This window comes from Tenacibaculum sp. MAR_2009_124 (assembly GCF_900105455.1).
Taxonomy (GTDB): Bacteria; Bacteroidota; Bacteroidia; order Flavobacteriales; family Flavobacteriaceae; genus Polaribacter.
Map to the genome: position 1 here is coordinate 190,297 of NZ_FNSF01000002.1, position 25,829 is coordinate 216,125.

The following is a 25,829-nucleotide window of genomic DNA, read 5'->3' on the forward strand; positions in this document are numbered from 1 at the left end:
GTGTAAAACATTGCAAATTTACGGATAAATCACAGATTTTGTTGTGTGAAGGTTGTTTTTTTCTTACCTAGAACAGGTTGAAATAATATGAAATTGTTAAAGTTTATAATAAAAGCTTGTTAACTTTGAATCTGACAATGGAAAAAAGTGCAATTGAGTGTTAAAATATTAAAATTAGAGATATTTAATTACCTATTTGATCTCCCATTTTTACAAATGTTTCTCTATTGTTTTTGGTGTTGTTTAATATGTCTTGATCGATAGAAAAACTACCTTTCTCTAAAAGTAGAACAATGGTAGATCCTCCAAATGCAAAATATCCCATTTCATCTCCTTTGTTTATTTCTTTATTTGGGGTATAAGTTTCTATAATACTGCCTACCATGGTTGCTCCTACAGGAGCTATTAACATATGTCCTTTTGAGGCCATTTTTAGTATACAATACTCTCTTTTATTTTCACAAAATACCTTCGTGAAATTACTAGCCAAGGCATATGGCGATACTGATAAATAATTTCCTTTTATTTTCGTCATTGAGGTAGGAGTACCGTCAAAAGGAAAATGATATCTGTGATAGTCGTTTGGTGCCAGTCTTAAAATTAATAAAGAGCCGTTTTCAAATCTCGATGCTAATTTTTTGTCCGATAGAAATTCTTCAAGATTGAATTTTCGTCCTTTAACAAAAAAATCATTTACCTGACTAATATTTTCGAAAGCTAAAAGCTTTCCATCACCGGGTGAAATTAAACCTTCTTTTATAGGGCGTGCTTCTTTTTTTAACTTTCTGTAGAAGAAATCGTTGAATGAAATGTAGTCTTCAATTGATCTTTCCGCATCTTCCATGTCAATTTTTAAATCTTTTACAAAACCTTCAATTTTGTTTATAGAGCTTGGTTTATCCATTAATTTACCATAAAGAGAAGATAAAAACTTTCTTTTAACCAATGGTATTAGCATCATTTTTCCAAAAGGATTGTTATAAAGTAGTTTTAGAAAACCTTCTCCTGGAGGTGTTTCAGTTTTTAATTCTCCTGTTTCTCTATCAATAAATTGAATGTTCATTATGAGGAAAGTAATTTCTTGATTTAAGCACAAATATAGCTAAACCTGAGGTTAGTTTTACTTAAAAAGGGAACAATAGTGTTAAAGTTATTTTTGTTGCGTTACTAATTATTAGTTGGAATTTTCTTCTTATCAGGAGACCAGTCTGGAGGCATAAATATTAACTTGATTTTATTTTTCCAGCTAGGTGTGTATTTCAAATCTTTATAAAGGTCTTTTAATAAGCCGAATTGACTACTAATAAGGTTTTCACTATTGATTGTTTTTCCTTCACTTTCTGTAATTCCGTATTTAGGTTGAACTTCGTCAATTTCTTCTTGATAGGTTTTAAATAGTTTATCCCAAAAAGAAAACATATTTGAAAAGTTTGTATCTAAGTATAATTCGTTACTAGAATGATGAACCCTGTGAAGCATCGGAGTGATTAGGAAGCTGTTAAAGAATGCTGTTTTACGGAATCGTTTTTCATTTATATGGGTAAAAACACCATAAAGTCTGGAGATAATGTCAACTGCAACAACCATGTATGGATTGAATCCTAAAATAGGTAGCCAGGCAACTACATGGAAATATTGAATAAAGTCAAAAACAGAGCCTCTAATGGCAACACTCATATTCATTTCTTTTGGAGTATGATGTACGCCATGGATGCACCATAAAATTCTTACTTTATGACCTGCATAATGTACAATCCACCACATGAAGTCGTAGCAAACAAAGCATAAAAGCCATGTATACCATGCGTTGTCAAGTTTCCAAATGCTTAAGTTTGTGTATATCCAATTCATCGCTTGAAATTCTAAAGCAGCATAGAATAAAATGTAAGGAACGGTTCCAGTAGCTAAACATAAAAAACTAGTAAGTCCTTCTTTTTTTAGTTTGATTTTTTTACCAATGAAAAGAAGGAGAAGTTCAATGATGATCACACTAAATAATAAAGGAGTGGTAATAGAAGCTATTTTGTCAACGAGAGTAACAAAGTTAGAGTACATAAATCTGTTTTTTATAGAAGACCAAAGTAGGAATTGGAAATTTGTAAAAAAGACGATAAGGTGCAAAAAAAAGACGTTATCTATTATTAACGTCTTTTAATAAAAATATGTTTTTTTTAAATCTATTCGGTACTATCGATAAGAATGGTTAACATGTCAATAGCGGCTTGCGCTATTTTTGTTCCAGGTCCAAAAACACCAACGGCTCCTGAATCGAATAAAAATTGATAATCCTGAGCAGGAATAACTCCTCCAACAATTACCATAATGTCTTCTCTTCCATATTTTTTTAACTCCGAAATAACTTGAGGGACAAGTGTTTTATGCCCTGCCGCTAAGGAAGATATCCCTAAAATATGAACATCGTTTTCTATGGCTTGTTTTGTAGCTTCCTGTGGAGTTTGGAATAAAGGGCCGATATCTACGTCAAAACCCAAATCAGCATATCCTGTAGCGACAACTTTTGCGCCACGATCATGACCATCCTGACCTAATTTGGCAATCATTATTCTAGGGCGTCGTCCTTCTAAACTAGCAAATTCATTTGCTAGTTTAGAAGCTCTTTGAAATAAAACATCATCCTTAATTTCTTTACTATACACACCTGATATGGTTTTGTGAACTGCTTTATGGCGACCAAAAACATTTTCTAGAGCATCGGATATTTCTCCAAGAGAAGCTCTGTTTTTTGCTGCATAAACAGCAAGTTCTAAAAGGTTTCCGTCACCTGTTCTAGCACATTCTGTTAATCTGTTTAAAGATTGTTTAACTTTTTTATTATTTCTCTCTGCTCTAAGAGTGTTTAATCTTTCGATTTGAGATTGTCGAACAGCTTCGTTATCAACTTCAAGAATATGTAGAGGATCCTCTTTTTCTAATTGATATTTATTTACTCCAACAATAATATCTTGGGTGCTATCTATTTTGGCTTGTTTTTTGGCTGCAGCTTCTTCAATTCGCATTTTTGGAATGCCTTTTTCTATAGCCTTGGTCATTCCTCCGAGTTCTTCAACTTCTTGAATTAGTTCCCAGGCTTTATTGGCTATGCTTTCTGTAAGCTCTTCAAGGTAGTAGCTTCCAGCCCATGGGTCAACAGTTTTTGTTATGCAAGTCTCCTGTTGCAGGTATATTTGTGTGTTACGAGCGATACGTGCAGAAAAGTCAGTTGGTAGAGCAATTGCTTCATCTAGAGCGTTGGTATGGAGGCTTTGTGTACCTCCAAAAGCAGCTGCCATTGCTTCAATAGTTGTTCTAGCAACATTATTAAAAGGATCTTGCTCTGTAAGGCTCCATCCACTTGTTTGGCAATGCGTTCTTAAGGCAAGAGATTTAGGGTTTTGTGGGTTGAATTGTTTAACAATTTTAGCCCACAACATTCGTCCGGCTCGCATTTTTGCAATTTCCATAAAGTGATTCATTCCAATAGCCCAGAAAAAAGATAGGCGAGGAGCGAATGTATCTATGTTCATTCCAGAGGCAATACCTGTTCGTATGTACTCTAATCCATCGGCTAAAGTATAAGCTAATTCTATTTCGGGTGTAGCTCCTGCTTCCTGCATGTGGTAGCCAGATATTGAAATAGAATTGAATTTAGGCATATTATCGCTTGTATACTTAAATATGTCAGCTATAATTTTCATGGATGGTGTGGGAGGGTAGATGTATGTGTTCCTTACCATGAACTCTTTAAGAATATCGTTTTGGATAGTTCCTGATAGTAATTCAGGAGTTACTCCTTGTTCTTCTGCAGCGACAATATAGAAAGCTAATATAGGTAGTACAGCGCCATTCATGGTCATAGAAACAGACATCTTATCGAGCGGTATTTTGTCGAATAAAACTTTCATGTCTTCTACAGAATCAATAGCTACACCTGCTTTACCAACATCGCCTTGCACTCTCTCATGGTCAGAGTCGTATCCTCTGTGTGTGGCTAAATCAAAAGCAACAGAAAGCCCTTTTTGTCCGGCAGCTAAATTTCTTCTGTAAAAGGAGTTGCTCTCTTCGGCTGTGGAGAAGCCTGCGTATTGACGAATCGTCCAAGGTCTTCTGACGTACATTGTAGAATAAGGACCGCGTAAATTGGGAGCGATACCCGCTCCAAAGTCTTCATGTTGAAAGTTTTTGGGGGTATTCGTTTTTTGTTCAGTTAAACTTATGTTTGATACATCTTTTCTGCTCATCTTTCTATTCGTCCTTTAAACGTTTTTGCTCAAGTTCTTCTGCTAGTCTTTTTTCAATAATTGGCTCTATAAGTGTTTTTTCTTTTCGGATCTTAACAAAAATAGGAGTGTTTAGTTTGTCCTTCATGCGATCCTTAGGATTTTGAATTTTGTTAGTTCCCAGTAAAACCAATTCGTCATTGTTGAATTGCTCTTGTTCTTTGTTGGCCGATTCTTTAATTTTCTTTTGTATAGTTCCTTCTTTTAGTTGTTTAAGGAAACCACCACCTTTTTCAATTTGTTTGAAAATCTCCAGAGCCTTATTGACAAGTTGTTTTGTTGTGTCTTCAATAAAGTAGGATCCATCAGCTATATTTTGAGCTTCTTTTAATTCACTTTCTTGTTGTAGTATCAATAGTTGGTTTCTTGAGATACGCTCTCCGAACTCGTCAGATGGTTGAAACGTTTTATTGTATGTTTGGTTTGAGATTACGTTTGATCCTCCCAAAATAGCGCTCATGCATTCTGAAGTCGTTCGAAGCATGTTTACGTTATAATCGTATAGTGTTTTATTTCTCAAACTGGGTTGTGAGAATATTTGAGTATTGTTTTCTTCTATTTCGTACTCTTTAAGAAGAGAGGCCCATAGTATTCTGAATGCTCTTAGTTTTGCTATTTCAAAAAAGTAATTATTTCCAATTGAAAAATTAAAATGAATATGTTTAGCAATCTCTTTGCCAAAATGATTTAGATATTCATTGGCGTGAGCAAGGGCGTATGCTAATTGTTGAGTTATATTGGCACCTGCATTTTGATAAATCGAAGCATTTACACCTAAAAAATTCTTAACATTTTTTGAAACATTTTCTAATTCTAAGTGGTCAGTTTTTAGGTTGTTGTACCAGTTTCCAGTTGTTCCAAGATTGCCAATAATATCAATATTGAAATAACAGTTGCTAGAATTAGTAAACTCTGAAAGTTCCAAAATGAATTTAGATGATAAAAACTTGAAGTTAAAGAATGTTTTGATCTCTTTAAAGTTAATGTCTTTCAGAAGCGTTTTGTAGTCAATAGGGTTTTCTAATGTAAATTCTAAGCTATTGGCTCCTCTTTGAAGAGATTTTAAGGCAAATGTATTGGCTTCTATCTCGTTTTTTACTTCAATTGTTTGACAAATTTCAAAACCCTTTTCTGGAAGGGAGATTTGTTCAAACGTTCTATCTTCTTTAGTGTAAAATGGTTTTACCGTTATGCCCTCGTTGGTTTTCCAAAGTAGTGAGTCATTATAGTCAGCACCTTTCAAGTCAACTTGGATTTTTGTTTTCCAGGCCTGAGGTGAAACCGTTTCAAATTCGTTGAACAAATATTTTTTCATTAATCTTTTATCGTGTCAAATTCAATTATATAAATATCTTCATTTTTCTTTTTCATCAGATAATTTTCTCTTGCGTATCGTTCTAACTCCAAGGAGTCTTTTAGTTTTTCTATAACTTTCTTATCTATTGCTATTTTTTCTTTATGGTATTCAATCCAAGTTTCTAATTCTTTTATTTCTTCATTAAACTCTCTGTGAGTAAGGTAAGAATTTTCGTCTAAAAATAACATCCAAATAACAAACCCAGTTAAAATAATTACATAGATGTTTGTCATAAATTTAAAGAGTGGTTTCTTTTTCAATGATTTTAATTCCATTATAAGCGGTCGTTTATTACGGTTCTAACAATATCAATAGCAACTTTGTTATGTCCTCCACCAGGAATGATGATGTCGGCATAGTTTTTTGTAGGTTCAATGAATTGTTGATGCATAGGTTTTAGAGTGTCTTGATATCTTCCGAGGATTTCGTCTACATCTCTCCCTCTTTCTTTTATGTCTCTTCTTACCCTTCTAATGAGTCGTTCATCTGCATCTGCATGTACAAAAACTTTTATATCGCATAGATCTCTGAGGTTTTTACTATTAAAAATAAGTATGCCTTCAACAATAATAACTTTTCTTGGATGGGTTTTTATAGAGTCTTTAGTTCTATTATGAGAAACAAAAGAATATACTGGTTGCTCAATTATTTCTCCATTTTTTAGAGCTGTTAAGTGCTCTACTAAAAGATTAAAATCAATAGCTCTAGGGTGATCGAAGTTTATTTTCGTTCTTTCTTCGTAACTCAGGTCGTCTGTTTTACAGTAATAAGAATCTTGGGAGATAACGCAAACTTCATCTGTTAACTCATTTATTATTTGATTCACTACAGTTGTTTTACCACTTCCTGTTCCTCCTGCAATGCCAATTACGAAAATGTTCTTCATTTAATGTTTAGATATTATATTCAACAAATTTAGAAAAAATAAGGCATAAAAAAAGTGCTAACAAAATTGTTAGCACTTTTCTATTTTTGAGCCGATAGAGGGACTCGAACCCACGACCTGCTGATTACAAATCAGCTGCTCTAGCCAGCTGAGCTATATCGGCGTTTGCCTTAAAAGCGAGGCAAATATATAATGTTTTCGGGTAGTGAAAAAACTTTTTTCAATTTTTTTGATGTTTTTTTTGTTTAGTGTTCAGCGTCAGATTTTTATAGTTTTATAATTTTAAAACGATTGTATGATCTTAGGACTTCAATCATGATTTTTTTACATTGGAGCTTCATTTTATTTTTAGAAATAATCTTTAAATTTTCATTGTCTTCAAGAAGAACAGTGATTAATCCGTTCGGAAAATAAATTTTAAGAGCATCTCTGTCTGTTTCTTGAAAATACAAATCAAATTCTCCACTTAACCATATTTTTAGTTCTTTATAAAAATAATTGGTTGATTTCTCTTTAAATGTTATGCTGAAATGAATATCGTTATAATAGAGGTCCGATAAAACATTTTCTTCTTGTGTAGATAAATTGTAAGGGAGCATGTTGTTATACTTTGAGAAAAATTTTCTTTTTAAATAAAAAGTACGCTAAATAAAGGTAGAAAGCGACCACACTTACCGCATACACAAAAGAGGCGAGTTTTAAGTTATTTAAATGAATGAAAATGGAATCAAATAACCAAGAATGGATGTTTTGATTGTCGTTTAGTTTGATCGTATAGAAAAACTTAGAAATAATCATTGAAAGGAAGTAAACGGTAATTGCGTTTTTACTAACATATGCAATAAGTTTCGGGGTGTTTAGTTTTTTTAAGTCATTCAAATAATACGCAATTGCTAAAATAAGCGTAGCCCATCCGGCTGTAGCTAGAACGAAGCTGCTGCTCCAGATAGACTTATTGATAGGGAACCAAATGTTCCATACATATCCTGAGGTTAAAAGAATAGCTGCATAATAAACCAATTGCAATACTTTCTTTTTAATGGTGTTTTCTGAGGTTATAATTTTTCCAGCTAAAATACCAAGTAAGCAGGTTGCTATGGAGGTAAAAGTACTTAAAATCCCTTCTGGATCGTAAGTAGGTTGCCACATATGCTTTCCTAATAAAAGGTTGTCAATATAAATAGTCCAATTACTAGATGACTTTGCGAACGTTGGAATTGCTCCATTTGGTAATGGTAAAAAACCTGTAAGCAAATAGTATCCTACTAGTATTAATGATGTGGAGATAATTATCCCTTTTTTATTAAGGTTTAGAAATATAATGGAAGAAAAAAAGAAAACGATACCAATGCGTTGAAGTACTCCAAGTATTCTAACGGTTTCTAAATCTTCAATAAAAGGTATTGTTGGTGTAATAACATTAATAAGAAGCCCTAAACCAATAAGTTTAAGACTTCTTGTTAAGATCTTTTTGTAAGTATTATTATCTGGTGTTTTGTTTTTGTAGGCTAAAGAAATTGAAATTCCAACAATGAACAAGAAAAATGGAAATATCAAATCAGTAGGGGTTAACCCATGCCATTTGGCATGTAATAAAGGAGTATAAACATGACTCCAAGATCCAGGATTGTTTACCAAAATCATAGCGATTATAGTAACGCCCCTAAGTGTGTCAACGGATTGTAAACGTGCCATTAAATTAAATTAATATTGATGTTACTTTTTAAGACCCAGTTTGTGTCCTGCAACAGCATAATATAATATAAGTGCGTAGCAAGGGAAGAGTATCCAATAGCTAGATGTAGAAGCTTCAGCCAAAGCAACTGCTTCTTCGATTCCTTGTTCAATTAGAGCCGCTTTTTTGCCGTCAACAAATTGGCCGTACAAAGGAGGTATTATTGCTCCACCTGCAATCGCCATAATTAATAAAGCAGAAGCTGTTTTTGTGAACTTCCCAAGCCCTTTAAGAGTTAGAGGCCATACAGCCGGCCATACTAGGGCGTTTGCGATACCTAAGGCAGCTACAAATAGAACAGAGGTAAAACCACTTGTACATATAATGCAAGTTGTGAATACAATACCAAGTACAGCACTTACTCTAAGAGCCAAAGCTTGACTTATAAATTTAGGTATTAAAACAGCCCCGAGCGCGTAAGTTGCAACCATTGCCATTAAGGTATATGTTGTGAAAAATTTAGCTTCTGCACCTGGAATTCCAAGAGAAATACCATAAGCAATTATAGTGTCTCCAGCAATTACTTCAGCACCAACGTATACAAATAATGTAGCTACTCCTAACCATAAATGAGGGAATTGAAAAATACTTGTTTTTGCTTCCTGACCATTGTTTTCTTCTTCTTCTGAGCTAGCTTCTACATGAGGAAGAGGTGCTTTTCTTATTAAAATACCTAGAATAAATAAAACTGCGGCCATAACTAAATATGGAGTGACTACACTGTCAGCCATCGTATTTAGAAGCCCAATTTTTTCTGTGTCACTTACAGTACTTAATTTATCCTTCATGGCATCAATTCCTGATAAAAGAATTGCTCCAAAAATTAAAGATCCTAGTGATCCAGCCACTTTATTAGCTATACCCATAATAGCAATACGTTTCGCAGCACTTTCAATTGGTCCCAAAATTGTAATATAAGGGTTTGAAGCGGTTTGCAATAGCGTCATTCCTATACCTTGAACAAAAATACCTAAAAGAAATATCCAGTAGGTTCTCGCTCCAGCTGCAGGGATAAAAATAAGTGCTCCAATAGCCATTATTATAAGTCCTAAAGACATTCCTTTTTTGTAGCCTATTTTGTTTATCACATAAGAAGATGGCAGTGCCATTACAACGAAAGAAATGTAAGAAGCTGAGGCTACTAGGTAAGATTGGGCATCTGTTAACTCGTTGATGGTTTTCATGAATGGAATTAGAGCTCCATTAATCCAAGTAACAAACCCAAAAATAAAAAACAATCCTGCTATAATAATTATAGGTACTAGCGTGCTTTTGCCATTTGAGGCATCTCTAGGAGTCTGAGTCATATTTTGTTTAGTTTTGTTTGTATAAAGTAATCAGGTTAAATCTGTCTATAAATTAACCTGAATGGCAATATATGTATTAAATAATAAATGAACGTGTAAATTTCTACTAGTAACACAAAATTTAGGCTAAACAAAATAAATTACTCGCTGAACATATTAAACGTTTGGTGTTTTTAGAATTATTTGTTTGGTGTTGTTTATGTATTTTCTACCAATAGGTAATCTTTTTGCGTTGATCTCTACTGAGTTGCCTTCTATTGATTTAACCTTGTCTATAGCTATGGTGTAAGATCTATGAATTCTCAGAAAATTGTTTTCTGGAAGTTCTTCAGTAATACTGGTTAGCGATTTATGAACAATATAGTTTCCAGCAGTAGTGCAAACTTTAATATAATCTTTTAAACTTTCTATAAATAAGATGTCGTCGTATCTAACTTTAACCAGTTTTTTGTCTACTTTAAGGAAAATGTAAGATTCGTCTTTTAGCGTGCTGCTTTTTACATTGTCATTATTGTGAATACGCTGTGTTAGTTTATTTATACATTTTAAAAATCTAGGAAAAGGAATCGGTTTAACAAGGTAGTCTAGTACATCTAAATCATAACTGTCTGCTGCAAATTCTCTATAGGCAGTAGTTATTATAACATGAGGTTTTACTGGGATGTTCTTAAGGAAGTCAAGGCCGTTCATTTTTGGCATGTTTATATCTAAGAATAATACATGAACTTCATTATTCTCTAAAGTTTCCAGAGCATCGAGGGGGTTATTAAACGTATCTACAATTGAAATGTTTTGAAACTCTTGTAGGTGGTTTTTAATTACATTTATAGCTAAGGGTTCGTCATCTATGATAACACAATTTATTTTCACTTTTCTTATTTTTTCGTTATAGGAATCTCTAGGTAAACTGTATGAGTATTGTTTTGTTTTGAAATTTTTAATTCATAGTTTTTTCTATAAATTAAATCTAGTCTTCTTTTGGAATTAATATTTCCAACTCTATTTTTTGATCTTTTACTTTTTTCTGCCGTTTTCGTGGGGTCATACGAGTTTTTTAAGATGAAAATTAAGCTGTTTCGAGCTGTTTTTTCGAAACTAAGATAAATATAAAAATCGTTATTATTTTTATTTCCGTGCTTAAAACTGTTTTCTAAGTATGATAAAAATATCAAAGGAGGTACTTCGGTATTATTGATATCACCTTTAATATCAATGTTTATACTTACGTTTTTATGGCATCTTAGTAATTCTAAATCTATATAATTTTGTATGTAATCAATCTCTTTTAGTAGAGGAACTTTAGGGTCTTTTACATCATAAATTACATATTGCATTATATCAGATAGTTTTAAAACAACATCTGAGGCTCGGTTTGATTTTTCAAGAGTTAAGGAGTAAAGATTGTTTAATGTATTAAAAAAGAAATGGGGTTGTATTTGGGTTTTTAAAAAGTTTAACTCGCTTTTGAGGTGTTCTTTTTTTAGTTTTTCAATCCTTGTTTTTTGATTTACCCAATCGATGGTGAGTTTAATAGCGGTAGCAAGTGCGAGTACATAAAGTTCACCAAGAGAAACTGCAATAACATGATTGAAGGTAAATGCTTCTTGAATACCTTCGGCTTCAGGCCAAATGTTTTTGGTGACTAGGAAGTAGTTTAAACCCGTTCTAATAACATACTGAATGCATAATGATAGGAACAAGAAAAATACATATCGTTTATATTTTTTAGGCACAAGAAATCTCGGAATGAAAAAATATACATTGGCGTAGACTAAGATAATGTGAAGAGGAAACTCAACAAGGTTCGATTTTAAGGAGTACCAATAATCATCAAAATAACTTCCCCATCTAATCACATTAAAAGCAAAATAGCTTACCCAAAATACAATGTGGTATTTTCTTTTTATCGTGCGATTAGAGTTAATGTTTTTTATAAAATTCAAGACAAGCTTAGGTTAGATGATTAAAGCGTGAATTTAAAGTGTTTTTTTATGTGAAACAAGTATTAAAATAATCATAAAAGAATCATAAGATGATTATCCTTTAAATAGGGTTGTTTGTTGCCTATTTTATGCAGTTTGTATATAATATTTTTTTAACGTTTTTAGAACAACATAACTTTAAGCAAACAATTAATTAACTTATTCATGAAAAAAAGTAAAATTCTACTACTATTATGTTTTTCTTTTTTGCTTGTTCAATTTGCGAATGCACAAGAGAAAACGTTGTCAGGGGTTGTTACAGCAAAATCTGACGGAATGCCTTTACCTGGTGTAGGGGTGCTTATTAAAGGAACCTTAAAAGGGGTCGAAACCGATTTCGACGGAAAGTATCAAATCAAAGCTTCAACTGGTGATGTTTTGGTGTTTTCTTATGTTGGAATGAAAAGCCAATCTATTACAGTTATTAATCAGCAAACAATTAACGTGGCTTTAGAAGATGCTAATGTCTTAGATGAGGTGGTTGTAACTGCACTTGGTATTAAGAAGGAAAAAAAGGCGTTAGGATATGCTGTAAGTAATGTGAAGGCAGAAGATCTTCAAATGGCTAAAGATCCAAATGTTGTTAACTCTTTACAAGGAAGGGTTGCAGGATTAGAAATTAACCAAGCATCAGGTGGTGTTGGTAGTGCAAATAGAATGGTTATTAGAGGTAATAATTCTCTTACTGGTAATAATCAAGCATTGTATGTTGTTGATGGTGTGCCAATTAATAACTCAGAAAATGAGGGAGATGTCGATGAGTGGGGTAATGGAGTTTCTATAGGAAACGGTATTGCCGATATTAATCCAGATGACATTGAAAGTGTTTCTGTTTTAAAAGGAGCAAACGCAGCTGCATTATACGGAGCAAGAGCTTCAAATGGTGTAATTATGATTACAACTAAGAAAGGTAAGAAAGGAAAAATGTCTATCGGATTCAATTCTTCTGTAACTTTCGAAGAGGTAGCATTTTTACCAGAATTTCAAAACACTTATGGGCAAGGGTCTTTAGGTGCAATTCCTACTGATGGTTCTTTAAGATCTTTTGGTAGTTGGGGACCAAGATTAGATGGTTCTACTCAGTTGTTATGGACTGGAGAAAATGGAAGATATGAAGCGAATCCTAATAATGTGAAAGACTTTTTCTCTGGAGGGAGTACTGTGCTTAATTCATTTTATGTTGAAGGAGGAAGCGAGAAAATGACATCTAGAATTTCATATACTAGAAGTGATATTCAAGGAGTAGTGCCAAATAATGAATTAGAGAAGAATGCTTTTGCGGCATATTCTAAATTAGATATAGGTAAATTAACCGTTGATTTAAAAGGAAACTATATAAATCAAAAGGTTAATAATAGACCGTACCTTTCGGTATGGCCAGATAACGTTGTGAACGCATTATATTCTATGCCTCGTAACGTTAATATTAATGAATTAGAGGCAAACCCTCTAATTGTACCTCGTTCGGGTTCATTTAATAACCCTTTTAGTTCAGTTAATACCGTTGGTACAGAAGATAGAAGAAATAGAGTGTTTGGTTATGTAAGAGCAAATTATCAGTTTAGTGATAACTTAACTGCAATGGTAAGAGCTGGTAGTGATTATTCAGTACAGAGCTTCTTAGGGTGGGCACCAATAAATCACCCAACAATTGCTGGAGGTCAGGTTTCGGATAATACCTATACGAATCAAGAAACTAATATTGACTTTTTAGTTACTTATAATAAAGAATTAAGTGAGGACTTAACTGCAACTATTGTTGGAGGAGGTAACCGTTTAGATTATAGAGGAACTGTAAGAGGTGGTGTTGGTAATGGATTAAGAGTTCCTGGTATCTATAATATTTTAAATACAGAGAGTTATGTTCCAAACTTAGGAACTGGTGTGTATACAAGAAGAGTAAACTCTTTATACTCTACTTTAGATCTTGATTTCAGAGGGTATTTATTTGCTCAAATTACTGCTAGAAATGACTGGTCGTCAGTTTTACCTGCAAATAATAACTCATTCTTTTACCCATCTGTATCTTTAAGTGCTATTGTTACTGATATGTTTGATATAGGGTCAGAAAACTTAAACTATTTAAAGTTGAGAGGTTCTTGGGCGCAAGTAGGTAGTGATGGAGAGGTTGGACCATACGGTATTCACTCGAGATATTTAACAGAACCAAATTATTTAGGTAATGGTGTTTTAACTACACCTAGTACAAAGCCAAATCCGAATTTAGTTCCTCAAACAACAAATTCTATCGAACTTGGTTTAGAAGGTAAATTTTTTAAGAATAGGTTAGGTTTAGATTTTTCTTACTATAACACACAAACAGAAGACCAAATTATTAATCTTCCTGCACCAGTTGAGTCTGGGTATACTCGATTCTTGTTAAATGAAGGGACTTTAATTAATAAGGGAATTGAAGTAGGTTTGAATTATGATATTATAAAAAATGACGATGTTTCTTGGAATGTAGGAGTAAATTATTCACATAACAGAACTACGGTTGAAGATTTAAGTTCTGATTTTATTCCGTTAGCGGCAATTACTGGAAATACACCATTTAGAATTTTAGCTACTAATAATGGTAGGTACGGTGATATTGTAGGTTTCGGGTATAAGAGAAATGATCAAGGTCAGATTTTAGTAGGTGATGATGGGAGGCCATTGGCGTCAGATGATCAACAGACATTTGGAAACTTTAACCCAGATTGGTTAGGTGGTTTTACAAGTAACTTCCGTTATAAAGATTTTTCTTTCCGTTTCTTAATCTCATCGAAAGTTGGTGGGCAAATATTATCAAGAACTGATATGATATTAGACGTTAATGGAAATAGCATGAGAACTCTTGAAGGTAGAGAAGGAGGAGTCGTTGTTCCTAATAGTGTTGTTGAGTCTACTGGAGCTATTAATACAACGGCTGTACCAGCTCAAGAATATTATCAAACAGTTGCAGGAGAAAGAATTATTGAAGATTATGTTTTCGATGCTGATTATATTAAGTTAAAGGAATTGGCTATTGGATATAACTTACCTCAATCGTTAATTAGTAAGTTAAAAATTTCAAGTGCTTCTATTCAATTAATTGGTCGAAACCTTTTCTTCTTCCATAGAGAAACTGATAGTTTTGATCCTGAAGTGTCAGGGTTTAACACAAGAAATGCGCAAGGAGTTGAGCTTTTATCATTACCTGGAACAAGAAGTTATGGTTTAAACTTATCAGTTAAATTTTAAATCTTAAAAAAATGAAAGCAATTAATTATATAAAAAAAGCACTAGGCGTTGCTGCACTTTGTTTTGGAGTGTATTCGTGTACATCTGATTTTGAAAAAATCAATACTGATCCTAATAATGTTTCGTCTGAAACATTAACGAATATTTCTCCTTTATTAACACAAGTACAGAGGCATGCTTTTGTTGAAGCTCGTTATAATACTTGGAGAGGGAACTTAATTTTCGGAGGAAGATTAGCTGAACAGTTTTCTTTTAGTTTTTCTGGAACTTGGTTTGGGAACGGTGCAGGATTCAGATATGATAATACCGCGTGGAATGATGCGGCATGGGATACTCCTTTCGCTGAGGTTTCAGCACCGTTAGCGGAATTATTAAAGTTAACTACTGAAGGAGGAAGACTAGAAAATAATTGTGGAAATGCAGTTGTCAAAGTGATAAAAGGTTTTTTCTATCAAAGAATGACAGATATTTTTGGAGCTGTACCTTATGTTGAAGGTGGTTTAGGAGGTATTCCTAAGTTTGAAAATCAGCAGGAAGTATACACTATGATAATGCAGGATTTATCAAGTGCTATTACAACATTAAAGTCTTGTAATGGAATTATTGATGCAATAGCCGATGGAGATATGGTGTATGCAGGAGATTCACAAAAATGGTTAGCAGCAGCAAATACTTTACTGTTAAGAATGGCTTTGAGAAGTAAAGAGGCTAATGGAGGTAATCAAGCAATTATTGACGAAGCTTTACAAGGTCCTTTTATAGCGAGTTCAGCTGATAATTTCCAGATTGCTCAAGATCCATCTAATAATGATCCTGTGTTTAATGGGTATTATGATATTTGGCATACTTTTCAAGGGTGTTGTGGAAATGCTGCTTCTTGGGTTGTTTCTGAAACACTAGTAGAGTCTTTTAAAGCTAATAACGATCCTAGATTATTCGGTTTTGCTACTCCTGTAGATGGAGGTACTGCTGGAGTTTGGGGAGATTATTCAGGAGCTAAAGTAGCGGCTAAAGCTGCTTATGCTGCTAGTAGAACTTTTGAGAGTTTTTCAAAGCCAAATGAGCGTATGTGGAACGATGAGAGTTTTGCTTTTGTTACTATGACATATGCGGAATCTGAGTTGTTACAAGCAGAGGCTAAATACACTACAAACCTAGGAGAGGCTCAAGGTCATTTTGAGAATGCAATACGAGCTAATGGTCAAGAGTGGGATGCAGACTCTGCAGCAGTTGATATGTATATAGCAAACGAAGCATCGGCTCAGTTATCGGTAACTCCTGCTGTTGCTTTGCAACAAATCGGACTTAACAGATGGTATTCAGCATATACTAATGGTTATGAATCTTGGGCTGTAATGAGAAGGTTTGATTTGAATATCTTTCCAGATAAAAGATATACTGCTAATAATGATTGGGCAGATACAACTGGAGGAGTAAATAATCAAATGGGTAAACGTCTAAATTATTCTCAAGCAACAAAATCACAGAACCCAGATGCAGTTCAGTATGCTATTGGTGTTCAGGGTGCAGATGCTTATTCTACTTCATTATGGTGGGATGTTAATTAAAAAATAATTTGAGGTATATAATATAACTTAAATTTCCTTGAAATCGGAAGCAGTTTTAACTGTTTCCGATTTTTTTTATGTGTTAATTTTTGAAATAAAAATTGTTAAAATAGGGGCGAAAAATGCTGTTTTTTCATGGGGTAATTTTGTTTTTTCTGACTTTAGTGTAAAATAAGTGTGTTTAATGTAATTTTTAGGTTAAAAAGACGTGTAAATGCTAGTTTTTTAACCAAAAACATAAAATGTTGTTTGTGTGTAGAATAGCGTCGTTTGTTGTTTTTTTGATGTTGTTTAGATGTATTTTTTTTTAACATTTCCTTAACTCTCTAACTTTAACAAATAATTAATTAACTTATTCATGAAAAATAGTAAAATTTTACTCTTGTTATGTTTTTCTTTTTTGTTAGCTCAGTTAATGGTAGCGCAAGAGAAAACTATTTCAGGAGTTGTTACATCAAAAAATGATGGAGCGCCCCTACCGGGTGTTGGGGTTATTATCAAGGGGACATTAAAGGGGGTTGAAACTGATTTCGATGGGAAATATCAGGTTAAAGCTTCAGTTGGAGATGTTTTACTTTTTACCTATGTGGGGATGAAAACTAAGTCAATTGTTGTTTCTACTCAAGAAACATTAAATGTGGCTTTAGAAGATTCAAATGTATTAAATGAAGTGGTTGTAACCGCTTTAGGGATCAAAAAAACTAGAAAATCTTTAACTTATGCGGCGCAGGATGTAAATGCGCAGGAGTTAAGCAGGGTTAAACAAACGAATCCCGTAAATAGCCTTTCGGGAAAAGTAGCTGGTTTAAATATTACCAGAAGTTCTTCAGGAGCTGGAGGTTCGGTAAAAGTAGTATTAAGGGGTAATTCATCAATTGGGAATAACCAACCGTTGTACGTAATCGATGGTATTCCTTTAAATAATCCATCTTCTGGTCAACCAACTACGACGTTTGGTGATATCAACGGAGGTAACAGAGATGGAGGAGATGCTTTGTCTTTAATAAATCCTGATGATATTGAGTCATTAACAGTGTTAAAAGGAGCATCTGCATCTGCATTATATGGTAGTGCAGGTTTAAATGGTGTTATTGTTATTAATACAAAGAAAGGGAAATCAGGTTCATTCAAAGTTGATGTGTCTTCGAATTTAGTAGTTGAAAGCGCCGCTTATATGATGGACTTTAACGATGAAGCGCAGAAGAATATTGATGGTTTTTATAGTGCAGGAACTACCAATATTAATTCATTTTCAATTTCTGGAGGTGTAGAAAAAGCTCAAACATATTTTTCTTACAGTAATACGTTTGCTGATGGTATTTTACCTACAAATTCTATGAAGCAACATACATTCAATGTAAGAGAAACAGCAAAGCTTTTTGAAGACAAGTTAACTGTAAATGCGAGTGTAATGGGAACTACGCAAAGTATAGGGAATAGACCAGTTTCTGGTTTATACTTCAATCCATTAGTAGGAGTTTACGGGTTCGAATCTCAAACAGAAAGTTTGTCAGACTATGAAAGATTTGATCAATATGATCCATCGAGAAATATTATGGCTCAACGATGGTTTAGAGGAACTTCTGATATTGAGCAAAATCCTTATTGGATTTTAAATAGAAATGCAGGAGAAGATAAAAATAGTAAGTTAGTAGCTTCTTTAAACTTAAACTTTAAGATTAATGATTGGTTGTCTCTTCAAGCAAGAGGAACATATGATCAGTCAATTGTTGATTTTGAAAAGAAAATATACGCAACAACAGAAGCAACTTTAGCGCCAGCAAATGGACGTTATATAGTAAGAGAAGATGAGTTTACTCAAATGTATGGAGATCTGTTAGCTACTGTAAATACAAATATTACTGATGAAATTTCGCTTTCTGGAATAGTAGGTGTAAGTACTACAAGAAATACAATAGATCGTTTTGCAGCCGATTCAGGAACGAATGGAGGTCTACAGTTTGCGAATGTTTTTGCTTTACAAAATTTCAATGCAAATGCATCGGTGAGTTTTACCGAGAATTCTTTTGAAACAAGAACACAATCAATATTCTCAAGTGCAACAATAGGATTCAATGAAAAAATATTTGTTGATTTAACGGCAAGAAATGACTGGACATCAACGTTACCAGAATCTAGTAATTCTTTCTTCTATCCATCAATTGGGGTTACAGGGATTATAAGTGATATAGTAAATGTTCCATTTGCAAAAGTGAGAGCTTCATATGGAGAAGTTGGTAGTGGATTCTTACCAGATCAAATCAGTCCTAATAATAGTATTTTATTCGGAGGAGGAGTAAATCCAATTGATCCAATTCGTCCGTATCCTGGAACCGTTCCAAAACCACAAAGACAAAGATCTTTTGAAATAGGTACTGAGTGGAAGTTTGATAAATTTGGATTTGATATTGGGTACTATTATACAAGTACGGTAAACCAGTATTTTGCAGTTCCAGTATCAACAACTATTGTTTCTTCGGGGATTGCAGGTTTAAATGCAGGTGACATTGTGAATAAAGGGGTTGAGGCTTCTTTCTATGTAACTCCAGTTGATAATGATAACTTCAAGTGGACATCTACATTAAATTTTGCAACTAATAAAAATGAGATAGTATCTATTACTGGTGATGATGTAGATGGATTAATTCCTACAGATTTCTTTACCATTTCTCCTAAAGGGGTAAATACATTTGGATCATATTTAGTAGAAGGTGGTTCTTTTGGAGATATTTATGCACAAGTAATTAAAAGAAACGCTGAAGGGTTACCAATTTATGATAATGGAGCTTTAGTGATGGAGGATAGCGATTTAATTGACGGACTAACGAAAGTTGGTAATGCAAATCCTGATTTTGCTTTAGGGTTAAACAATTCTTTCCAGTACAAGAACCTTAGCTTAGATTTCTTAATTGATGGTAAGTTTGGAGGAGAAACAGTGAGTATGACTGAATCTATTATTGAAGGCTTAAGTAATAACTCGGCAAGAGAAACGGCTAATGCGAATGTAACGGTAGCTGATTTAGGAGGTCAAACTTCGACATTAACAGCACAAGAGTACTATGGTTTAGCAGGAGGAAGAAATAGTTTTACTGGAGAATACGTGTATAGTGCAACGAATGTAAGATTAGCAGAATTGGCAGTTGGGTATAATTTTAATTTACCTGAAAACTCATTCTTTAGGAGAGTAAAAGCATCATTAGTAGGAAATAATTTATTTTTCTTCTATAAAGATGCACCACATGATCCGAATATTGCTTTAAGTACCGGTAATGCATTACAAGGAGTTGATGTTCTTGGTTTACCTTCAACAAGAAGTGTCGGTTTAAATGTTAATTTATCTTTTTAAAATTTAGACAATGATGAAAATAAGAAAATATATACCACTTGCTTTAGCTGGCTTATTATTTGTTAGCTGTGGTGATTTGGAACAGTTTAATGTGAATGATAAAAACATTTCACAAGAACAATTAGAAGTTGATTTTCAGCATGTAGGATCTAAGTATAGACCTATCTTTGAAAATATTTATCAGTACCAACCAGCATGGTCTTATCAGTTGCAGCAAAACTTAAATGCTGATGTATATTCTGGTTATTTGACAAACCCTAGACCTTTTGTTGCGGGAGCAAATAATACTACTTATAATTTAGTTAGTGGTTGGAATAATTTTATTTGGACGGTTCCTTATCAAAATGTGATGAACAATGTTCAATCTATTAGTGAGTTGACTGAAAATGACTTTCCTACGTTATATGGTGTCAATTTAATTTTAAAAGTTGCTGCAATGCACCGTGTAACTGATGTTTTCGGACCAATAGTTTATACAAATTTTGGAGACTTAAATAATGCTGGGGTATACGATTCTCAACAAGAAGTATATAATGCATTCTTTAGTGAATTAGATGTAGCTGTAGCTAATTTAAATGCTGATATCAGTAGTACTCGATTTAGTGAATTTGATATGTCTTATAGTGGAGATTATTCAAAATGGTTAAAATTGGCGAATTCATTACGTTTGCGTTTGGCTATTCGTATATCGAAAGTTGATCCTGCTAAGGCACAACAAGAAGGAGAAAAGGCATTAGCTGAATCGAATGGTTTAATGGAATCAAATGCTGATGGTTTCTTTGTAAATGGATCTCTTCCTCATCCTTTATCTGTAATTGATAATTCTTGGGGAGATATTCGAATGAATGCTTCTATGGAATCTATACTTGTAGGTTATAATGATCCAAGAGCTGATAAGTTTTTTCAAGAAGTGAATCCTGGAGACCAATCAACAACTCCAGTATCTCCTGGGAACTTGAAAGGAGTTAGAGCGGGATTACCTTTATTACCAGGTTATGCGGATGAAATTGCGCAAAAAGCAGATTATATTACTTTTGGTGTTATTAATGATGAACTTCATACATCACAAGTACAATTAATGACTGCAGCAGAAGTAGCTTTTTTGAAAGCTGAAGCATCTTTAAGAGGTTGGACTGGAGCAGGTGATGCGAAAGCCAACTATGAACAAGGAATTGATTTGTCATTCCAACAGCATCAAGCAGGAGGATCGTCGACTTATGTTATGGATAATACGTCTGCACCTGCAGATTATGTAGATCCAGTAAATGCTGCTAATAATATTGCAGCAATGAGTACAATTACGATTGCTTGGGATGACGCTGGTACAAATGAAGAGAAATTAGAAAAAGTGATCACTCAAAAATGGATTGCAATGTTCCCAGAAGGACAAGAAGCATGGAGTGAATATAGAAGAACTGGATATCCAAAAATTTTCCCTGTAGTAAGTAACCAAAGCGGGGGAACTGTTGATACCGATATTCAAATTAGAAGAATTCCTTTTGTAGATAGTGAGTATTCTACAAATGCAGCAAACGTTCAAAATGCTGTTACTTTATTGGGAGGATCCGACAATGGAGGAACCCGCCTTTGGTGGGATACTGGAAACAGTAACTTCTAATTATTAAACTTTGTTAAGATAATCGAGAATGTAAACACATTCTCGATTGTTTTTAGTGGCATTTTTATAGCGTTTAGTCGAAAAAACTATAAAAAACTTAGGTATGCCTATAATTTTACCGTTGTATTTACATTAAGTTAGAGATTAGTATGGTTATGTCAAATTTTAAAGAGATAAGTTTTCAACCTGCAGGACAGTTTGAGGAAACACGTTTTGAAAAAAATCACAACGTAATATTTGAAAATTCACTAGAGGCTTCAAAAGTAGTTGCTAAGGAGATAGCTGATTTAATTGTTAGCAAAGCAAGCCAAGGAGCAAAATGTGTTTTAGGATTGGCGACAGGTTCTTCTCCTATTAAAGTGTATGAAGAATTAGTAAGGTTACATAAAGAAGAAGGATTAAGTTTCGCTAATGTAATTACATTTAATTTAGATGAATATTGGCCAATGCAGCCAGATGATATTCAAAGTTATCATTACTTCATGCATGAGCATTTGTTCAATCATGTTGATATATTACCTGAGAATGTTCATGTTCCTGATGGAACAATTAAACCTGAGGATGTTTATCAATACTGCGTAGATTACGAATTAAAAATAAAAGAAGCTGGTGGATTGGATTTTCAATTATTAGGAATTGGAAGAACAGGACATATCGGATTTAACGAGCCAGGTTCTCATTATAATTCAAGTACTAGAAGTATAACTCTAGATCATATTACCAGAGAAGATGCGGCTTCTAGCTTTTTAGGGCTAGATAATGTTCCAAGAAGAGCTATTACAATGGGAATTAGTACCATTAAAAAAGCTAAAAGAGTTGTATTACTTGCTTGGGGAGAAGGTAAAGCAAAGGTACTTCAAAGAACTATTGAAGGAGAAATTACTTCGCAAGTACCTGCAACTTACTTACAAGAGCATGATAATTCTACTTTTGTAATGGACAAGGAAGCAGCTTCTGAATTAACAAGAATAAAAACACCATGGTTGGTAACGTCATGTGTTTGGACAGAAGAGCTTAAAAAGAAGGCTATTTTCTGGTTGAGCGATGTTGTAAATAAACCAATTTTAAAACTTACGGATAAAGATTATAATGATAATGGAATGGCTAGTTTACTAGTTGAGGAAGGTACTTCATATGAGTTAAATATTAAAATGTTTAATAGTCTTCAAAGAACCATTACAGGTTGGCCAGGAGGAAAACCGAATGCAGATGATTCTAAGCGACCTGAAAGAAGTACACCAGAGAAAAAAAGAGTTATAATTTTTAGTCCTCATCCAGATGATGATGTAATCTCAATGGGAGGAACATTTGATAGATTGGTTGAACAAGGACACGAAGTTCATATAGCTTATCAAACTTCAGGAAATATTGCAGTGTCTGATGAAGATGCTCTTCGCTTTGCTGAGGTGTCAAAGATGTTAAGCCCAGATTCTGATAGGATTGGTAATGTAATTAATGCTATTAGAAATAAAGGAGCAAATGAAATTGATGCATTGGATGTGAGAAAGTTAAAAGGGGAAATTAGAAAGGCAGAATCGTTAGGAGCGACAAGATATATGGGAGTTCCTGATGAGAATGTACATTTCTTAAACTTACCTTTTTATGAAACAGGAAAAGTAAAGAAAGATAAATTATCTAAGGCTGATATTGATATTATGTGTAGCCTAATTGAAAAGGTAAAACCTCACCAGATATATGCAGCTGGAGATTTAGCTGATCCACATGGAACTCACAAAGTTTGTTTAGATTCTCTTTTCGAAGCTTTAGATGTTTTGAAGAAAGAAAACTATATGAATGATTGTTGGGTTTGGTTATATCGTGGAGCTTGGTTTGAATGGCAACCGCATGAAATAGAAATGGCGGTTCCAATGAGTCCTGACCAAGTTGTTAAAAAAAGACATGCAATTTTCTATCACCAATCTCAAAAAGACAACGTTATGTTCCAAGGAAATGACGCGAGAGAGTTTTGGGTAAGAGCAGAAGATAGAAATAGGTTAACAGCGGAAAAATATAGAAATCTTGGAATGGCAGATTATGCAGCCATAGAAGCGTTTAAACGCTACCATTTCTAAGAAGAGAATTGTCTTAATAAAACTTCTTCATTGGCTTTGTATTTAGAAAACTTAGCCAATGGAGATTTATGCTTATAATTCTTTTTGTTGTTTGTATTGGTTCTAAATAACAGAAGAAGGGTCTAAGTGGAACATTGAATAAAAAAAAGAAAATATATAGATTACAAACGATTAAAAAAGAAAACAATAATGACTACCAGAATAGTGAAAATTACATTTTTAGCCCTAATACTTGTTTCTTCTGCAATATGCGGTCAGGTCAAGCTTTCAGAAAAGTATAATTTAATGCCTTGGCCAAAGAAAATTGAAAGTAATGAGAATCGGGTTAAAATAGTTAATGATTTTACTATTTCTATAAATAAAAAAGAAGGTCGTGTTTATGATTACGCAGTAAATATTCTTCGAAGAATAACAAACCGAACAGGGGTTTTTGTGGAAAGAGGTTTTCCTGTAATTAATGGAAAAAACGCTACAGTTAAAGTTGACTTTGCTGAGGTGGCTGAATTAAAACTTGGGGTTGATGAATCATATGAATTAAAGGTAAACAATGGTTCTGTCGAGATTAGCTCAAAAACTGATATCGGAGCACTTAGAGGTTTAGAAACTTTAGTTCAACTAATTGATCACAATGATAGCGAGTTTTTTATTGATGGTGTAACAATCGAAGACACTCCGAGGTATGATTGGAGAGGTGTGATGATTGATGTGTCAAGACACTTTCACCCAATGGAGGTATTAAAAAGAAATTTAGATGCGATGGCATCTATGAAAATGAATGTTTTTCATTGGCATTTATCAGATGATCAAGGATTTCGTTTTAAGTCTGATACGTATCCTCGATTACATGAATTAGGGTCAGATGGTTTGTATTATACAAAGCCTCAAATAAAAGATATTGTCTCTTATGCAAATGAAAGAGGTATTAGAGTGGTTCCAGAAATTGATGTTCCTGGACATGCAACGGCAATATTAGCAGCGTATCCAGAATTAGGAAGTAAGGATGGATTCGATTATAAAGTAGAAAGGTTCTCTGGCGTTTTTGATCCTACATTAAATCCTATTAATCCAAAAGTATATACATTTTTAGATAACCTATTTGCAGAAATTGTTCCATTATTTCCTGATGCTTATTTCCATATTGGAGGTGATGAAAATGAAGGGAAACATTGGGATGAGAATAAAGAAATTCAGCAATTTAAAAGTAAAAAGGGATTTAAAAACAATCATGATTTACAAACCTACTTTAATATTAAATTGCAAAAGATACTTGCTAAGTATGATAGAAAATTAATGGGATGGGATGAGATTATGACCGATGGAATGCCTAAAAGTGCTATTATTCATTCTTGGAGAGGAGTCAACGAAGGTTTTAAAGACGGTACTTTAATTGAAGCCGTTAAAAATGGATACCAAGCTGTATTGTCAAATGATTATTATATCGATAGACTTCAATCTGTTGACCATCATTATCTTTTTGATCCAGCAGGAGATGTGCCATTGACAAAAGAAGAAGAAAATAGAGTTTTAGGTGGTGAAGTTACAATGTGGAGTGAGTTGGTTACACCATTAACAGTAGATTCACGAATTTGGCCAAGAACCGCTGCAATTGCAGAAAGATTTTGGTCTTCAAAAGAAGTGAAAGATCTTAAGAGTATGCGTAAGCGATTAGCTGTAGTTAGTCTTCAGTTAGAAGAATTGGGAGTAACTCATTTAAGCTATAGAAATCAATTATTAAGAAATATAACAAAGTCGAATAAAACCGAGTCTTTAGAGGTATTAACTTCAATTTTTGAACCTTTAAAAATATATACGAGAAATGAAGGAGGTACAGAATATAAAACATTTTCTCCTTTTACCTTGTTTGCAGATGCCTGTGTAGTTGATGCGGAAGATGCATATAAATTTAATCTGTTGGTAGATTCATATACAAATAATCCAACAGTTGAGGAAAGTGAAAAATTACAGGTTCATTTTGGAAAATGGATAGATGGTTACACAAAATTTAAAGAATTAAAGAAAAACCCAATTCTTAACGAATTAGGAGGTCATTATAAAAACTTACATAAAGTGTCTTCAATATACCTTGATGTTTTACGAGGCGAAGGAGTGAATAAATCGCGATTTTCGGAAATAGAAAAAGTTATAGAAGAGCTTAAGAAGCCTATGGTAGATACGGAATTGGTAATTGTATCTGGAATGGAAAAACTTCTTAAAACGCTTAAAAGTAAAGGGAATATAAAATAGTATAGGTAAAACGAGGGAGTAATCAATTATGATTAGAATAGGGAGAAGGTTTTAGTTATTTAAAATCTTAAAACTCTTTAAATACTGTTATGGATATGATAGTATAAGGTTCTATGTTTATATAAACATAGATTATAAAAGTTGTTTTTGGGGGATTCTTAGCTTTTCAATGAAGAGTATGAGATCATTTTGAAAATAAGTGATAGGGATAA

17 protein-coding genes and 1 tRNA gene are annotated in these 25,829 nt (G+C 33.5%); 6 read left to right on the top strand and 12 right to left on the bottom strand.

Features of this window, described 5'->3' with window-relative positions; translation table 11 throughout:
• Positions 1-184 precede the first annotated feature (184 nt).
• The 12 genes from BLW23_RS07350 to BLW23_RS07405 all read right to left on the bottom strand — a co-directional run bounded on the left by BLW23_RS07350 (position 185) and on the right by BLW23_RS07405 (position 11,505).
• Positions 185-1,063 carry a phosphatidylserine decarboxylase gene (locus tag BLW23_RS07350; RefSeq protein WP_093668608.1) on the bottom strand — a complete coding sequence of 293 codons (879 nt, stop codon included), beginning with the start codon at positions 1,061-1,063 and terminating at the stop codon, positions 185-187.
• A 104-nt stretch (positions 1,064-1,167) separates the two neighbouring features.
• A complete protein-coding gene (locus BLW23_RS07355) occupies positions 1,168-2,055 on the bottom strand; it encodes a sterol desaturase family protein (RefSeq protein WP_093668609.1) in 888 nt (295 codons plus the stop codon).
• Between the two features lie 122 nt (positions 2,056-2,177).
• Positions 2,178-4,238 carry a methylmalonyl-CoA mutase gene (gene scpA / locus BLW23_RS07360; RefSeq protein WP_093668610.1) on the bottom strand — a complete coding sequence of 687 codons (2,061 nt, stop codon included), beginning with the start codon at positions 4,236-4,238 and terminating at the stop codon, positions 2,178-2,180.
• A gap of 4 nt (positions 4,239-4,242) precedes the next feature.
• Complete coding sequence (locus tag BLW23_RS07365; protein ID WP_093668611.1) at positions 4,243-5,592, bottom strand: methylmalonyl-CoA mutase subunit beta; 1,350 nt, start codon at positions 5,590-5,592, stop codon at positions 4,243-4,245.
• Positions 5,592-5,867, bottom strand: a complete 276-nt coding sequence (locus BLW23_RS07370) for an FtsB family cell division protein (protein ID WP_317039309.1) — start codon at positions 5,865-5,867, stop codon at positions 5,592-5,594. Before BLW23_RS07370 ends, BLW23_RS07365 begins: the two co-directional genes overlap by 1 nt.
• A gap of 41 nt (positions 5,868-5,908) precedes the next feature.
• A complete protein-coding gene (gene udk / locus BLW23_RS07375; RefSeq protein ID WP_093669360.1) occupies positions 5,909-6,511 on the bottom strand; it encodes a uridine kinase in 603 nt (200 codons plus the stop codon).
• A 98-nt stretch (positions 6,512-6,609) separates the two neighbouring features.
• A tRNA-Thr gene (locus BLW23_RS07380) sits at positions 6,610-6,683 on the bottom strand.
• 103 nt (positions 6,684-6,786) lie between these two features.
• A complete protein-coding gene (locus tag BLW23_RS07385) occupies positions 6,787-7,119 on the bottom strand; it encodes a hypothetical protein (protein WP_093668613.1) in 333 nt (110 codons plus the stop codon).
• A gap of 4 nt (positions 7,120-7,123) precedes the next feature.
• On the bottom strand, positions 7,124-8,215 hold the full coding sequence (locus BLW23_RS07390) for an acyltransferase family protein (protein ID WP_093668614.1): 1,092 nt from the start codon (positions 8,213-8,215) through the stop codon (positions 7,124-7,126).
• Between the two features lie 21 nt (positions 8,216-8,236).
• Positions 8,237-9,562: a sugar MFS transporter gene (locus tag BLW23_RS07395; RefSeq protein ID WP_093668615.1), complete on the bottom strand. Its 1,326-nt coding sequence runs from the start codon at positions 9,560-9,562 to the stop codon at positions 8,237-8,239.
• A 156-nt stretch (positions 9,563-9,718) separates the two neighbouring features.
• Positions 9,719-10,432, bottom strand: coding sequence for a LytR/AlgR family response regulator transcription factor (locus tag BLW23_RS07400; protein WP_093668616.1), 714 nt, complete (start codon positions 10,430-10,432; stop codon positions 9,719-9,721).
• Positions 10,433-10,437: 5 nt separating this feature from the next.
• A complete protein-coding gene (locus tag BLW23_RS07405) occupies positions 10,438-11,505 on the bottom strand; it encodes a sensor histidine kinase (protein ID WP_255362763.1) in 1,068 nt (355 codons plus the stop codon).
• 204 nt (positions 11,506-11,709) lie between these two features.
• On the opposite strand from BLW23_RS07405, the gene BLW23_RS07410 reads away from it, so the two are divergent.
• The 6 genes from BLW23_RS07410 to BLW23_RS07435 all read left to right on the top strand — a co-directional run bounded on the left by BLW23_RS07410 (position 11,710) and on the right by BLW23_RS07435 (position 25,617).
• The gene (locus tag BLW23_RS07410; RefSeq protein ID WP_093668617.1) at positions 11,710-14,769 is read left to right on the top strand and encodes a SusC/RagA family TonB-linked outer membrane protein; all 3,060 of its coding nucleotides are present in this window, start codon (positions 11,710-11,712) and stop codon (positions 14,767-14,769) included.
• A gap of 11 nt (positions 14,770-14,780) precedes the next feature.
• Entirely contained in the window at positions 14,781-16,337 is a 1,557-nt protein-coding gene (locus tag BLW23_RS07415; RefSeq protein ID WP_093668618.1) for a SusD/RagB family nutrient-binding outer membrane lipoprotein, read from the top strand.
• A 358-nt stretch (positions 16,338-16,695) separates the two neighbouring features.
• Positions 16,696-19,683, top strand: coding sequence for a TonB-dependent receptor domain-containing protein (locus tag BLW23_RS07420; RefSeq protein ID WP_093668619.1), 2,988 nt, complete (start codon positions 16,696-16,698; stop codon positions 19,681-19,683).
• 10 nt (positions 19,684-19,693) lie between these two features.
• Entirely contained in the window at positions 19,694-21,301 is a 1,608-nt protein-coding gene (locus BLW23_RS07425; protein WP_093668620.1) for a RagB/SusD family nutrient uptake outer membrane protein, read from the top strand.
• Positions 21,302-21,456: 155 nt separating this feature from the next.
• On the top strand, positions 21,457-23,373 hold the full coding sequence (nagB, locus tag BLW23_RS07430) for a glucosamine-6-phosphate deaminase (protein WP_410529748.1): 1,917 nt from the start codon (positions 21,457-21,459) through the stop codon (positions 23,371-23,373).
• Positions 23,374-23,562: 189 nt separating this feature from the next.
• Positions 23,563-25,617, top strand: coding sequence for a beta-N-acetylhexosaminidase (locus BLW23_RS07435; RefSeq protein WP_093668622.1), 2,055 nt, complete (start codon positions 23,563-23,565; stop codon positions 25,615-25,617).
• Positions 25,618-25,829 lie beyond the last annotated feature (212 nt).

Excerpts from the sequence above, each read along its gene's own strand:
- BLW23_RS07350 (WP_093668608.1), bottom strand. The coding sequence starts at position 1,063 with ATGAACATTCAATTTATTGATAGAGAAACAGGAGAATTAAAAACTGAA.
- BLW23_RS07365 (WP_093668611.1), bottom strand. The coding sequence starts at position 5,592 with ATGAAAAAATATTTGTTCAACGAATTTGAAACGGTTTCACCTCAGGCC.
- BLW23_RS07395 (WP_093668615.1), bottom strand. The coding sequence starts at position 9,562 with ATGACTCAGACTCCTAGAGATGCCTCAAATGGCAAAAGCACGCTAGTA.
- BLW23_RS07370 (WP_317039309.1), bottom strand. The coding sequence starts at position 5,867 with ATGACAAACATCTATGTAATTATTTTAACTGGGTTTGTTATTTGGATG.
- nagB (WP_410529748.1), top strand. The coding sequence starts at position 21,457 with ATGTCAAATTTTAAAGAGATAAGTTTTCAACCTGCAGGACAGTTTGAG.
- BLW23_RS07385 (WP_093668613.1), bottom strand. The coding sequence starts at position 7,119 with ATGCTCCCTTACAATTTATCTACACAAGAAGAAAATGTTTTATCGGAC.
- BLW23_RS07390 (WP_093668614.1), bottom strand. The coding sequence starts at position 8,215 with ATGGCACGTTTACAATCCGTTGACACACTTAGGGGCGTTACTATAATC.
- BLW23_RS07435 (WP_093668622.1), top strand. The coding sequence starts at position 23,563 with ATGACTACCAGAATAGTGAAAATTACATTTTTAGCCCTAATACTTGTT.
- BLW23_RS07420 (WP_093668619.1), top strand. The coding sequence starts at position 16,696 with ATGAAAAATAGTAAAATTTTACTCTTGTTATGTTTTTCTTTTTTGTTA.
- BLW23_RS07410 (WP_093668617.1), top strand. The coding sequence starts at position 11,710 with ATGAAAAAAAGTAAAATTCTACTACTATTATGTTTTTCTTTTTTGCTT.
- BLW23_RS07415 (WP_093668618.1), top strand. The coding sequence starts at position 14,781 with ATGAAAGCAATTAATTATATAAAAAAAGCACTAGGCGTTGCTGCACTT.
- scpA (WP_093668610.1), bottom strand. The coding sequence starts at position 4,238 with ATGAGCAGAAAAGATGTATCAAACATAAGTTTAACTGAACAAAAAACG.
- BLW23_RS07355 (WP_093668609.1), bottom strand. The coding sequence starts at position 2,055 with ATGTACTCTAACTTTGTTACTCTCGTTGACAAAATAGCTTCTATTACC.
- BLW23_RS07425 (WP_093668620.1), top strand. The coding sequence starts at position 19,694 with ATGATGAAAATAAGAAAATATATACCACTTGCTTTAGCTGGCTTATTA.